This is a genomic window from Paracholeplasma manati, assembly GCF_025742995.1.
GTDB lineage: Bacteria > Bacillota_I > Bacilli_A > Acholeplasmatales > UBA5453 > Paracholeplasma > Paracholeplasma manati.
This window is the reverse complement of record NZ_JAOVQM010000013.1, coordinates 1-12,702: the sequence shown is the minus strand read 5'-3', so window position 1 is coordinate 12,702 and position 12,702 is coordinate 1. Positions and strand designations below refer to the sequence as shown.

13 protein-coding genes are annotated in these 12,702 nt (G+C 37.9%); 1 reads left to right on the top strand and 12 read right to left on the bottom strand.

Features of this window, described 5'->3' with window-relative positions; genetic code table 11:
• Positions 1-375: 375 nt before the first annotated feature.
• From leuS to N7548_RS08550, 10 genes are all read right to left on the bottom strand, one after another.
• A complete protein-coding gene (gene leuS, locus N7548_RS08595) occupies positions 376-2,787 on the bottom strand; it encodes a leucine--tRNA ligase (RefSeq protein ID WP_263609067.1) in 2,412 nt (803 codons plus the stop codon).
• A gap of 92 nt (positions 2,788-2,879) precedes the next feature.
• Positions 2,880-4,112, bottom strand: a complete 1,233-nt coding sequence (locus N7548_RS08590; protein WP_263609066.1) for a cation:proton antiporter — start codon at positions 4,110-4,112, stop codon at positions 2,880-2,882.
• A gap of 1 nt (position 4,113) precedes the next feature.
• Positions 4,114-4,458 carry a P-II family nitrogen regulator gene (locus N7548_RS08585; RefSeq protein WP_263609065.1) on the bottom strand — a complete coding sequence of 115 codons (345 nt, stop codon included), beginning with the start codon at positions 4,456-4,458 and terminating at the stop codon, positions 4,114-4,116.
• A 76-nt stretch (positions 4,459-4,534) separates the two neighbouring features.
• Positions 4,535-4,765, bottom strand: coding sequence for an acyl carrier protein (gene acpP / locus N7548_RS08580; protein ID WP_263609064.1), 231 nt, complete (start codon positions 4,763-4,765; stop codon positions 4,535-4,537).
• Between the two features lie 79 nt (positions 4,766-4,844).
• Positions 4,845-5,120 carry a hypothetical protein gene (locus N7548_RS08575; protein ID WP_263609063.1) on the bottom strand — a complete coding sequence of 92 codons (276 nt, stop codon included), beginning with the start codon at positions 5,118-5,120 and terminating at the stop codon, positions 4,845-4,847.
• Positions 5,113-5,355 carry a hypothetical protein gene (locus N7548_RS08570; RefSeq protein WP_263609062.1) on the bottom strand — a complete coding sequence of 81 codons (243 nt, stop codon included), beginning with the start codon at positions 5,353-5,355 and terminating at the stop codon, positions 5,113-5,115. The genes N7548_RS08575 and N7548_RS08570 overlap by 8 nt, the downstream gene beginning before the upstream one ends.
• Positions 5,355-5,582 carry a heavy-metal-associated domain-containing protein gene (locus tag N7548_RS08565; protein WP_263609061.1) on the bottom strand — a complete coding sequence of 76 codons (228 nt, stop codon included), beginning with the start codon at positions 5,580-5,582 and terminating at the stop codon, positions 5,355-5,357. The genes N7548_RS08570 and N7548_RS08565 overlap by 1 nt, the downstream gene beginning before the upstream one ends.
• Positions 5,579-6,268: an alpha/beta hydrolase gene (locus tag N7548_RS08560; protein WP_263609060.1), complete on the bottom strand. Its 690-nt coding sequence runs from the start codon at positions 6,266-6,268 to the stop codon at positions 5,579-5,581. The genes N7548_RS08565 and N7548_RS08560 overlap by 4 nt, the downstream gene beginning before the upstream one ends.
• Positions 6,265-8,607: a beta-glucosidase gene (locus N7548_RS08555; protein WP_263609059.1), complete on the bottom strand. Its 2,343-nt coding sequence runs from the start codon at positions 8,605-8,607 to the stop codon at positions 6,265-6,267. The genes N7548_RS08560 and N7548_RS08555 overlap by 4 nt, the downstream gene beginning before the upstream one ends.
• A 3-nt stretch (positions 8,608-8,610) precedes the next feature.
• A complete protein-coding gene (locus N7548_RS08550) occupies positions 8,611-9,210 on the bottom strand; it encodes a TetR/AcrR family transcriptional regulator (RefSeq protein WP_263609058.1) in 600 nt (199 codons plus the stop codon).
• Between the two features lie 128 nt (positions 9,211-9,338).
• Between N7548_RS08550 and N7548_RS08545 the strand changes: the two genes are divergently transcribed.
• Positions 9,339-11,363, top strand: coding sequence for an efflux RND transporter permease subunit (locus tag N7548_RS08545; protein ID WP_263609057.1), 2,025 nt, complete (start codon positions 9,339-9,341; stop codon positions 11,361-11,363).
• 6 nt (positions 11,364-11,369) lie between these two features.
• Here the strand turns inward: N7548_RS08545 and N7548_RS08540 are convergent, their stop codons facing one another.
• Together N7548_RS08540 and N7548_RS08535 are read right to left on the bottom strand one after the other, a co-directional pair.
• Positions 11,370-12,191, bottom strand: a complete 822-nt coding sequence (locus tag N7548_RS08540) for a hypothetical protein (RefSeq protein WP_263609056.1) — start codon at positions 12,189-12,191, stop codon at positions 11,370-11,372.
• 115 nt (positions 12,192-12,306) lie between these two features.
• Positions 12,307-12,588: a hypothetical protein gene (locus N7548_RS08535; RefSeq protein WP_263609055.1), complete on the bottom strand. Its 282-nt coding sequence runs from the start codon at positions 12,586-12,588 to the stop codon at positions 12,307-12,309.
• Positions 12,589-12,702 lie beyond the last annotated feature (114 nt).

Genomic DNA, 12,702 nt, shown 5'->3' with positions numbered 1-12,702 from the left:
ATGTATAGAGATTTTTCAACTATATTATAACATTATTTATGGGCATTTGTATACATAAATCAAAAGAAAAAATCAATTCATCCCGCTACCTAAAGAGGGTGTGGACTTCTTGATTGTGTTGTTAAAATGTTAGAAGAATAAAACAAAGGTTAAGTACACACAACGTCATTCTATTATTATCAGCTCTTGTATGGTGCGAAGTTGATGTTAGAGAATGCAGGGCTTGTTTCAGACTTGTAACCAGTCTTGAAGATTAAGCCATAAATCTTTTTTCATATTTTTCTCATTATAACACGTGATTTTGATGAATAAAGGGTTCTACCTTAGTCGTATGTAATACGAAAAAAGTGTACAGCCTAAACTGTACACCTTCATTTATTCTTTTATAACCACATTGACCAGTTTACCTGGGACATAGATGACTTTTACGATTTGTTTGCCTTCAGTAAAGCGAACCACGTTTTCAGCCAATAAGGCTTTCTGTTTAACGATGTCACCTGCTTCATCTGGAGATACAAATACGCGGTCTCTGAGTTTACCATTGACTTGAATGACCACTTCAATCTCATTTAAAACCAGTTTAGATTCATCAAAACTTGGCCATTCTTGATAAGTCAGTGTGTCTTTTTTATTGAATACCGTTTGGAACAGTTCCTCTGTGATGTGTGGGGCAATCGGATTTAAGAGTTTCAAGAACCCAATCGCTTGTTCTTTTGACAAACGCTTTTGTTTGTAAACTTCGTTGACGAAAATCATCATTTGAGAAATCGCTGTATTAAAGGCTTGTTTTTCATAGTCTTCAGTGACTTTTTTTACCGTTTGATGGTAGACAAAATCCAGTTCAGTTGCTGCGTCTTCAATCGGTAAATAGTACATACGCCATACGCGTTCTAAGAATCGTTTAGACCCGTCAATCGCTTCCGTGTTCCATGGTTTATCGGCTTCTAGTGGCCCCATAAACATTTCATAAAGGCGTAATGTATCTGCACCGTAGTTTTCGATGACTTCATCTGGGTTTACGACATTGCCTCTCGATTTACTCATCTTTTGGTTATCAGACCCTAAGATCATCCCTTGATTCAATAGCTTCATGAATGGTTCTTTGGTTGATACTAAGCCCAAATCGAAGAGGAACTTATGCCAGAAACGAGAATACAATAAGTGTCCTACGGCGTGTTCTGCACCACCGATATAAATATCGACTGGTAACCACTTATCGAGTTCTTTTCGCGCTTCTTCGGTATTGAGTGGAATGAATCCAACCAATGTCTTTAATACATAACCGATATAATACCAGCTTGAACCTGCCAATTGAGGCATGGTGTTGGTTTCACGTTTATAGAACTTGCCATCCTTTTTGATGTTGATCCATTCATAAAGATTTGCTAGTGGTGATTCCCCAGTACCTGAAGGTTTGATGTTGAGCATCTTAGGGAGTTCAAGTGGAAGTTCTGATTCATCTAAAGCGATGGTGTTGCCTTCTTCATCAAACAACACCGGGAATGGTTCGCCCCAATAACGTTGACGCGAGAATACCCAGTCTCGTAAGCGATAGGTGATTTCTTTTTTACCAAGACCTTGAGATTCTAGATAAGCGATGATGGTTTCTTTGGCTTCATCTTTGTTTAAACCATTGATGATACCGGATTCGATGTGAATACCATCCCCTGTATAGCAGCCTTCTTCTTCGGATTCAATGACTTTAACAATGTCAAGACCATGTCTTAAGGCGAAAGCATAATCGCGTTCGTCGTGTGCAGGGACAGCCATGACTGCGCCTGTACCATAAGAAGCGAGGACATAATCCGCAATCCAAATCGGTACTTTTTGGTTGTTGATTGGATTAATGGCGTAAGCCCCAGTGAATACACCGGTTTTATCTTTATTCAAATCACCACGATCGAGGTCGGTTTTTTGTTTAGTTTGTTCAATATAAGCTTTGACAGTGGATAATTCATCTTGGGTAATGATGTCTAATACCATCGGGTTTTCAGGTGCCAATACACAATAGGTTGCACCATAAAGGGTATCAGGACGGGTGGTAAATACATCAAATGAAAGATCGCTATGGGCTACTTTGAAGGTGATTTTCGCACCGGTTGATTTGCCGATCCAATTGCGTTGCATCTCTTTGATGTGTTCTGGCCAATCCAGAAGATTTAAATCCTCTAATAAGCGGTCAGCGTATTTGGTAATCTTTAGCACCCATTGTTTCATGGCTTTCTTGGTCACAGGGTAGTGTCCACGTTCTGAGACCATGACGCCATCTCTAATTTCGATTTCATCGTTGGCCAGGACGGTACCTAATCCTTCACACCAGTTGACTTCAACGTCTCTTCTTTCAGCTAAACCATGCTTAAAGAGTTGGATAAAAATCCATTGGGTCCACTTATAGTAATCACTATCAGCGGTTGCGAATTCTCTGTCCCAATCGATACCAATCCCAGCTTCAATGATTTGACGTTTGAAGTTTTGAATATTCTTATAGGTAAAGTCTTTTGGATCATTACCAGTTTGTAATGCGTATTGTTCTGCAGGTAGACCAAAAGCGTCCCATCCCATCGGATGTAAGACATTATAGCCTTGCATGCGTTTAAAACGACTCATGATATCGGTCGCTGTGTATGACTCAATGTGTCCAACATGTAGCCCATGTGCGGATGGGTAAGGAAACATGTTCATCACATAATAAGTCGGTTTGATTTGATCATTTTCTGTTCTAAAGGTTTTATGATTAAACCAATAGGTTTGCCACTTTTTTTCAATGGCATTAAAATTATATTCCATAACATCACTCTTTCATATTTTCCATTATAAAACAATTCGTGGTCAATTAAAACAAATTGTCAAAAAAAGCACGACGCATCGTGCATTTTTGATTAATGTGACATTTTTTGTTGAGCCATTTCAGGTGTAATTTCGCCAGCTTTGGTCAGTGCAGTCTTCGTAATGAGTGGTCCAACCAATTCATAAACGAATGTCGCGGATAAAATGATGGCGGAAATCTTAGCTGCATATTCAGGTACAATGTTGGCAGCCACGATGGTTAACCCTATTGCGACCCCAGCTTGAGGTACCAAGCCCCAACCTAAATACTTCTTCACATTGTGTGATCCATGGGCAATTTCTGCACCTAAGAAGGCACCGAAAAGTTTACCAATCACACGACCAACAATGTAAATAACACCAATACCACCCACGGTTAATAACACATCAAATTGTAATTCGGCACCAGAGATGACGAAGAACATGATGAATATAGGTGGGGTGACTCTATCGACTAAATACATTACTGTATCTAAAACATCTTCTTTGGTTAAGTTGGTAAATACCGCACCCATCATCATACAAGCGAGTAAGGTAGAAACCTCAAAGTCTGGCAACACTTGTTCTATCAATTCAGGCATTGCAGCCACTAAAAAGATGAATGCCAGTAATAATGAAATACGATTCCCACGACCTGTGAACCACTTGAATCCAAATGAAATCAGTACTCCGGCCAATCCACCAATACCCAAACTCATGACAATTTCAACAAATGGTTTAGAAATCATCCAAGCCAAGTTGATATCGCCAGAGGCATTGCCAATGGCTTTCGCTACAGCAACAAATAATCCAAAGAATACAATCGCAGTCGCATCATCAATCGCAACCACACTTAACAAGTTTTCAGTAACTTCACCTTTGGCTTTGTATTGTTTAATAACCATGATGGTGGCTGCAGGTGCAGTCGCTGCTGCAATCGCAGACAATACCAACGAGAAACGAACGTCATTGCCAAAAGCAATTAATGTAACAAATACTACTACGATGGCAAAGAATGACTCAAGTGTCGCAATTACAATTGGTAATTTGCCTACGCGTTTAAAATAAGATAATTGAAATTCAGTCCCAATTGAGAAAGCAATAAATCCTAGCGCAATCTGACTGATGACATGCAATTCTTCAAATTCGGATTCAGGAATGACATGAACCCCTAACAATCCAAGGATGGGACCAATCAAAAGACCACCCAATAAATAGCCGGTAACGTTTGGTAATTTAAACTTTTTCGCAAGCTTACCAAACAAAAGTCCCGTTAATAAAATAACGGATAAATAAAAGAGAACCATACTATTGCTTGTAACCTCTAATAAAGTCAATTGGAACTGTGAACAAGATGCCTGTATTTGGTTCATTGATGTTACCAACGACTTGGTTGATAATCGCTTCAATATCAGGGATACGTTCTTCCTTAACTACCATCATGATGGTTTTATTTTCTTTTTGATTGTCTTTCAATAGTTGTCTTAATGAGCCGAAGATATTGCTTAAAGACTCGTCGTTGGTTCTGGATAATTGCGAAGCCATACCAGACGAATTAAATACGGTCGCGCCTGTTAAATGTGCATTTGCAAGTTCTTTCAACAGACGGTCTAGTTTTTCTGTTTTATTTAAAATAAAAATCAGTAATTTCATACGTAAACCCTCCTACATAAAGACATTATACGCCTTTAAAAACCATTTGAAAAGAAAAAAATAAGGAACAATGTCCTTATTTACCTTGCGACTCGATATATTTGACTAAATCGCCAACAGTCTTTAAATTTTGAGCAGCTTCGTCTGAAATTGAAATATCAAATTCATCTTCAATGTTCATAATTAATTCAACTGCGTCTAATGAATCCGCACCAAGATCTTCTTGTAAGCGAGCTTCTAATGTGATTTTTGACTCTTCAACTTTTAACTCATTTAATATCATTTTTTTAACGCGTTCGAATGCCATAGAATGATATCCTCCTTTATTGTAGTCATATGCTATTGTAATCCAAATAGGCTCATTTGTCAATCATTCTGAGTAAAATTTATTTGAATATCAAATTAAAAATCTCGACTAAACCGTACAAAGTAAATATTGAAAACATGCCTAACAGCATAGCCAAGGCTTTTTTAGGTTCTTTTTTAAAATATAATGCATATATTAGCACTGTAAATAGGTTTAATATCGCACCTAAAACAAACCATATTATATGGTCAGCGATGGATTTATCCTCGATTGGATCCGCTAAAAGGCCACATCCAGGACAATAAGTATCCTCTTTGGTGTGGACATATCCACAGTGAATACAACGTTCAGGCATGGCTCAAACCCATGAATACTGAATATAAAATAAGTATCAAAAATCCGACAATAACAAAACCAACGAACGCTATCACCCCATTGAGTGCTTGTTTCGCTGCTCTTTTGTTATACTCTTTGAAAAGGAAATAGGCAATGAACCCTATATATGGAAAGAATAATGATAGAAAGAACCATTCAAAATAGCGTCTGTCATGAACATTGTTACATTCATGGCCACAGTTTGGACAATACATTAAGCTTCTCCTTCATCGTAGGTGGTGAGTTTTTCTGCGTGATAACCATGATTTTCTATGGTTTCAATCACGACGTTTTCATCCATTTCATCATAATAGAACTTCCCAATCATGGTATGCATATTGATATCTACTTTGAGTGCACCTGCATCTTTACTAAGACGTTCGATGGTGTTTAAACAAGACCCACAATGGAGTCCAGATAATCTGACAACCAGTACTTTCATTGTTTTGACCTCACGTATGTAATGATATCTTGAATCATCTTAGAGGTTAATTCGTGTCCACACGGATAACCTCTATAACTGTATTGATCATGGTTTAAACCAGCCATAAATGTTTTTGCAGGTTCAAATGAAACCACATCATCTTGTTCACCATTCAGCACCAGTGCATAGCGCGGATGAAAATCCGACGCCTGAAGTGTCAGTTCATTGAGTTTAGACTCAATTCCATTCATTCTATTACCTAAAATAGGCTTTTTCTTAATCACGTAATGTAACTTTAAGTTGGGTGACCCAATGATAGGGATACAAAAGTCCAACTGAAGGTATCGGTTCAACAAAAACGCAATATGTCCACCCATGGATATCCCTAAAATGGATACAGATCGATTTTTATGATGATAATGCTTTTGATATAACCTCACAATATCCGTTACCGTGTGTTCGATGACATCCACCATGGCTAATGTGGTTTCTACAGGATCATTTAATAAATAAGGCGCTTGTAGTCGTTCCCCATGCTTGTAAGCGTCGATGGAAACCACATCATAACCCATCTCATACAATTGTTCAGCTAACCCATTGAATTGTGAAAATGATTTATTGCCAAAATGGCCATGCATCAAAAAGAACAAATCATTAGGGTGTTCATGTAGCATTTCATGCACAGGTATGCCTAAAATCATCATAATAATTTAACCACCCCTCTAAAAGGGTGTTTGTTCATGATATCGATAAGTCCTAAAACGCGTCGATGCGTGAATTTATCGCCTGAGAATAATGGAATAGCTCTGAGTGGCAATTCTTCAAATTGTTCTTTCATCATGCGTTTGGTTGCCGCATCTGCAGGTGTTTTTTGAATTTCCTTGATGCCAATCTTGTAGATAAAGCCACCAATACGCGTATCTTTAATTTCACCAATCGTCGAATTGAGGTGATACTTGTGTTTTTCAGTATCTTCTTTAGGAGGGAGTACCCCATATAATGCTTCAAAGTCATGCACACTGATATAACGGTCAAAAGTGTGATATACCGTTGGTTCAGTTGAATCTATATGATCGCCTTCCACTTGGATTTTTTCGATGTGATAGAACGTTCTCGAGGAATCGCCAATTTTGATTTCATAGTGACCCTGCTTGACCCTAAATTCATCGATATCGGTATCATAATACTCAAAATCACTATACTTCAGTTCAAGGGTTACCTCTACTTTGCTTTGAGCTTTCACGAATACTTTTTGATATGCTTTTAACTCTTGAGATGGTTTGTGAATCTCAGTGCCTAAATCAGAAATGTAAATTTGGACGATTTCTTTACCGTCTACCGTGGATGTGTTGGATACATCCATGGTGACTTTCAACGTGTGATTCACTTTGACATGTTTGTTCGAAAATCTAACATTTTCAATTTTGAAGGTGCTATAACTTAACCCAAATCCAAATGGATAAGTAACCATGAGGCCCTTTTTATCAAAATATCGATAACCAATGTATATAGATTCTGCATAATATACCGACTTTGTCCCTCCTGGAAAGAATGGATAAGAGGACGTATCATCTAAATGGATTGGATAAGTTTCAGCCAGTTTACCACTTGGGTTTACTTTACCATATAAAATATCATGAATCGCTAATGCACCAGCTTCACCCGGTAGATATGCATTTAAGATGGCCTGAACTTTATCCTTATATGGGATGAGTGTGACAGACCCACCTTGTAAAACAACCACAACATTGTCGTGTTTTTCAGTAATAGCCTCAATCAATTTTAGCTGTTGAAGGGGAATATTTAAGTGTGTTCGGTCGTATCCTTCGGATTCAAATAATTCTGTTAACCCAATCGATAGAACAATCACATCTTTATTTTCACACACCTTCAATGCTTCCTGAATATGGTTTGGATTTTCTTTTGGTTCTAAGGTATAGCCGTCGGCATATTCAAATGAAATGCCCGAAGCAGTAAAAACATCCAATAAACTATCCACACATTGAGGATTTACCTTTGAGGACCCACTGCCTTGGATTCTGGGTTCTTTAGCGAATCGTCCAATCAAAGCCACCCTTTGATTGGTATTTAGTGGTAAAATACCCTCGTTTTTTAGCAATACCATCGATTCTGCAGCGATTTTTCTCGCGAGTTCATGGTGATGATTGATGGGTTGTTTTTCCTTCTTTTGAGATCCTTTTTCTAGCATCCATAACAATGGTTTTACAGCGAAATCCACCTCTTGATCGGTGATTAAGCCTTTTTTATAGGCTTTACTTAAAATGTTGTTTTTCGATCCTGGCATTTCAAGACTTAACCCTGCTTTTAATGAAGCGACACGGTCATTCATCGCACCCCAATCGGTGATGAATGCACCTTTAAATCCATAGCGATTACGAGCAATGGCTGACATATACCATTTAGACTCAGCCACATACGTACCATTCACCTTGTTATAACTCGTCATAATTGCCCATGGTTTGCCTTCAATGGCGATACCAAAAGCTTTTAGATAAGTTTCATACATCGCTCTTTTATCAATGATCGCGTCCACAGTCATTCGGTGTTTTTCTTGGTTATTTGCGAAATAATGTTTTAAACACGTACCTACATTCAAACTTTGAACCCCTTCAATATAACTTTTAGAAAGTGTCCCTGCCAAATACGGGTCTTCACTAAAATATTCAAAGTTTCGACCACACAATGGGCTTCGTTTCATGTTGATGCCTGGTCCTAGGATCATTGAAACATCTTGATGAATGGCTTCTTTTGCTAAAGCTTGACCCATTTCATACATGAGATTGGGATCAAACGAACAGGCTAAAAGAGAGGCTGTAGGAAAGCAGGTAGCTGGATGTGATGCAGCAATGCCCATCGCATCATTGGATGCTTGTTTACGCAATCCATGAGGACCATCGGTCATCATGAAACGCTTTAAGCCCAATTTATCGTAGTGTTTAATGTGCCATAAACCATCACCAGACATCAAATTCAGCTTTTCTTGAGTTGTGAGTTTTTCTAAATTCTTTTGTAAATTTTCCATAGTTTACGCCTCAATCAAGCTGAGTAATTCTTTGACAAAATATTGTCTAAATGTTTCATTTTTAAATGTTTCGATTTGAGAAGCTAACGGGGTATTGGTAGATGCGATAGAAATGAACAGTGGCATGGCGAAACTGGAAAAGAGAATCATGTATTTCGCATAGATAACCATGGGTTCAACCGTTTTCACTTCCACATTCAATTTTTCATAAATCATTTGCGTGAATGGGTTATTGGAAAAGAAGGTCTCAATCAATAAATTGCCTGCCCGTTCACTTGAGTCTTGATTCAAAAAGAGATAAGAAATCAAACCAATATTCTCGAGTGAAAAGTTGTAAGTGAATGTAATCATCGCTTCTAATAGTTCACTTTTGGATTTGTCGTTATTGATTTCAAGCAAGTGAATAATTTCGAGCTTTAAATCCGAAATGACTTCATCGATGACTTGTTCAATCAATAATTCTTTCGAACCAAAGTAATAATTGACCGACGCTATATTCATATAACAACGATCCGCAATATCTTTGATGGTCACATTTCTTTTTTGTGAAATCAATGCTTTGGTTTCACTGATGATTTTCTTTTTGATCTCTGTATTTTTCATGGTCTCTCCAAATGGGTTTTGAAATGATATTTTAAACGTAATTTCATATCTTATTTATATCACATGCAGGTTAAAATTAAAATACAGATTTAAAATGATTATTTGATTTTTTCAAGAAAGGGGTACTTATGAGCTATTTTATATCTAAAAAAGGTCGTTTTTGGACGATGATGGTTGTTATTCTTTTAACCTTTACATCTGGAATATTAGCATTTCAGGTAAAGACCAATTATGATATGGCAACCTATTTACCACAAGATTCCAATACCAAACAAGGCATTGAAATTCTCAAAAACACCTTTGGAAACCACACTTCAATCGAATTGGTTGTGGATGGTTGGACCGTAAACGAAGTCATGGATTTGAAACAAGATATTCAAACCATCGAACATGTATATGGTGTGGTTTGGTTAGACGATTATGTGGATTTAGCGACGGTGCCCATTGACTTTGTTCCCGCCGATGTAAAAGCACCTTTCTATCGTGATGGCAAATCCAAATTGATGATTGAATTTGACTTGGATGGTTATGACACACGATTGGATGAGGTGATTTCATCCATTCGTGCGTTATCCACTGAACACCTCTATATGCGCGGTGAAGTGTTGAATAACCTTGAATCACACCGTGTCGCTTCTGAACAACTATTTCTAATTATGGCGATCATTGTTCCGCTATGTATCATTATCATGGTTTTCGCATCCAAATCGTATATGGAAGCCTTATTGATATTGATTACACTGGGCATCGCGATTGTTTTAAACTTAGGGACGAATCTCATTTTAGGTAGTGTCTCATTCATTACGATGACGATGTCCACGGCCTTACAACTGGCCATGTCATTAGATTATACGTTGTTTTTATTACATCGTTATCATGAGTATTCAGACTTACCAACCACGGAACGGGTGAAAATGGCGGTTAAAAAGAGTTTCGTTTCCATCACCGTATCCAGTTTAACCACCATATTTGGTTTCATCGCCCTTTGTTTTATGTCTTATGGTATTGGATTAGATATGGGTTTGGTATTGGCTAAAGGTATTTTATTATCGTACCTTTCTACCATCATCGTATTACCTATTTTACTGGTTTTATGTCACGCATGGATCGAAAAAACAACCCATAAGGTTTGGATGCCCTCATTCAAACGATTCAGTCAAGGTATCTACAAAGCACGATTCTATTTGATTGGATTATTCATCTTGATTGGGTTTGGCAGTTTCATGGTTCAAAAGGAAGCCAATTACTTATATCAAAACACTGGACACGCGACTTCAACCATCGCGAGTGATCAAGCGTTTATTGAAACAGATTTTGGACCGTTTAACCCTTTGGTACTGCTCATTCATGGTGATGATGTTCAAAGAGAACTCGGATTGGTTACAGAATTACTTGACAATGAGCATGTACTATCCATATCTGCATTGGTTACTGTCGTTGACCCAACCGTCCCACGTGACTTTATCCCGATCGAGGTGAGGAGCCAATTTATCAGAGATGGATACAGTCGAATCATCTTATATACTGACCTATCTAAAGAAAGTCCGGCATTTTTTGAATTCAATGATTTTGTTGTTTCAAAGACAAACAGTTTTTTTGAAGAAGCCTACTATGTGGGTGTGATTCCAGCGACCAGTGATATCAAAAACCTCATTTTGAGTGATACTGCCTTGGTGCTATGGTTATCGATTGGGTTGGTTGCGTTGGTGATTGGTTTGGCCTTTAAATCGATTGTGATACCGATTTTATTGGTCTTAATCATCGAATCTTCTATTTGGTTCAATATCGCCATCAATGTGTGGACATCAACGGAGATTCTATATGTCGGATACCTCATCATTCTATCGATTCAATTAGGCGCGACCATCGATTACGCTGTCTTATTGACATCAAGGTTCCAAGAAGAACGGAAAAACCATTCACATCAAGAAGCTTTCCAAACTGCGCTTCAAAAATCTTTGCCATCGATCTTGATTTCAGCGCTAATCCTTTCTTTTGCGGGATTCACTGAAGCACTTGTATCCGATATGGATGCGATACAAGATATTGGTATTATGCTGGGTAGAGGCACCTTATTCTCCTGGTTATTCAGTGTTGGTTTTGTGTTACCGTTAATAAGCGTTATTCTAAACCTAAAGAAAAAACCTCGCTAAGAGGTTTTATTTTTGACAGTGTGGACAAAATATCACTTTGCCACCCAAATAGTTCTTTTCATTTAGATTACATTGGCAAATCGGGCAAAAACCACGGTCTTTGCTCATAATGACGTCGTATTGACCCATTTTTCCCAGCAAATCATGGTTGTTGTTTCTACCTTTTTGTTGGTATATTTGGCTGATGACTTGCTTCGTAGATTCATACAAAGCGTTTTTTTCAAAATCCTGCAGCGTTTCTACTTTACGATCGGGTCTGACTTTCGCGTTAAATAGAATGTCTTGTAAAGTCCCATTACCCAAACCAGGAATTTTTTGTTCGGTTGCGAGGGCCATTTTTACGGTATGCTTCGGTTCGTTGAGATGTGTTTCTTGTATGAAGTAGTCCAACGTGAATGCCTCATCTAGAGGGTCAATGACTGAAAGTGCACGTTTATAATAAATGTCTTTTTCCATCAATTCATCGGATTTACCGACTTGGATAAAGCCATACAACTTCACTTTTATTTCAAGGGCCATTTCATTATCAAAATATAGGACCATTTGATTTTTATCGGTAACACGTTCATTTACTTTGTATTCAAAAATCAAGTCTTCAAAAAAGACCAGTTCTCGTCCATAATCCAATAATAGTCGAATCATATTGCCACTTTGTTTCACACTTTGAATGGTTTTGTTCGGTAAAACCATTTCAAAATCATGGGCAGGATGATTTAAAAAACAAAACTTGTGTGGTCGATTCAACATCGATACACGAATAATTTTGAGTCCTTTTAACAACTCAGACATCTGATCTTTGATCCACTTTGCTTCGCCAATTTCGATCATCGGTATTCTCCTCTACATTCAATTGTGCATGTAACGTCTTCTTTACTCCATTATATCACTATAATTTGGTAATAAACCACCGTTTCAAGGTGGTTTTTCTGTTTCTAGAAAGAAATCATTGAAATAAGAGATAGTAAAGGCTAACCAACAATACGATACTGCCAACAAATATAATCATCAATGCCGTGAATTTAGCCAAAGCTAAATCATCCTCTGTCAGCTCTAAATTTCGTCGATATTGTTTCCGACGCATGAAATACGCTAAAAAGTACAATCCCTTTTCGGTCGTTAATGCCAAAATCGCTACCAAAGCCAACCCAACACCGATGAGCAAAAAACCCCATTCGTTATTGGTCAATATGTCTGAAATCCCATTCGCATTCGGTGAACTACCCACCACTTAACTAGAAGTGGGGGCTTCCTATCCATAAAAGCGTACCCGCGATTGACTCAATAGGCTATCCCCGTAGTCCCTACGGTTCTTAATGTGTCTTATTACTGAAAAGCTAAT

Coding starts and splice junctions, on each gene's coding strand:
- N7548_RS08560 (WP_263609060.1), bottom strand. CDS start 6,268: ATGATGATTTTAGGCATACCTGTGCATGAAATGCTACATGAACACCCT.
- N7548_RS08565 (WP_263609061.1), bottom strand. CDS start 5,582: ATGAAAGTACTGGTTGTCAGATTATCTGGACTCCATTGTGGGTCTTGT.
- N7548_RS08590 (WP_263609066.1), bottom strand. CDS start 4,112: ATGGTTCTCTTTTATTTATCCGTTATTTTATTAACGGGACTTTTGTTT.
- N7548_RS08575 (WP_263609063.1), bottom strand. CDS start 5,120: ATGCCTGAACGTTGTATTCACTGTGGATATGTCCACACCAAAGAGGAT.
- N7548_RS08550 (WP_263609058.1), bottom strand. CDS start 9,210: ATGAAAAATACAGAGATCAAAAAGAAAATCATCAGTGAAACCAAAGCA.
- acpP (WP_263609064.1), bottom strand. CDS start 4,765: ATGGCATTCGAACGCGTTAAAAAAATGATATTAAATGAGTTAAAAGTT.
- N7548_RS08555 (WP_263609059.1), bottom strand. CDS start 8,607: ATGGAAAATTTACAAAAGAATTTAGAAAAACTCACAACTCAAGAAAAG.
- N7548_RS08545 (WP_263609057.1), top strand. CDS start 9,339: ATGAGCTATTTTATATCTAAAAAAGGTCGTTTTTGGACGATGATGGTT.
- N7548_RS08570 (WP_263609062.1), bottom strand. CDS start 5,355: ATGTATTGTCCAAACTGTGGCCATGAATGTAACAATGTTCATGACAGA.
- N7548_RS08585 (WP_263609065.1), bottom strand. CDS start 4,458: ATGAAATTACTGATTTTTATTTTAAATAAAACAGAAAAACTAGACCGT.
- leuS (WP_263609067.1), bottom strand. CDS start 2,787: ATGGAATATAATTTTAATGCCATTGAAAAAAAGTGGCAAACCTATTGG.
- N7548_RS08540 (WP_263609056.1), bottom strand. CDS start 12,191: ATGATCGAAATTGGCGAAGCAAAGTGGATCAAAGATCAGATGTCTGAG.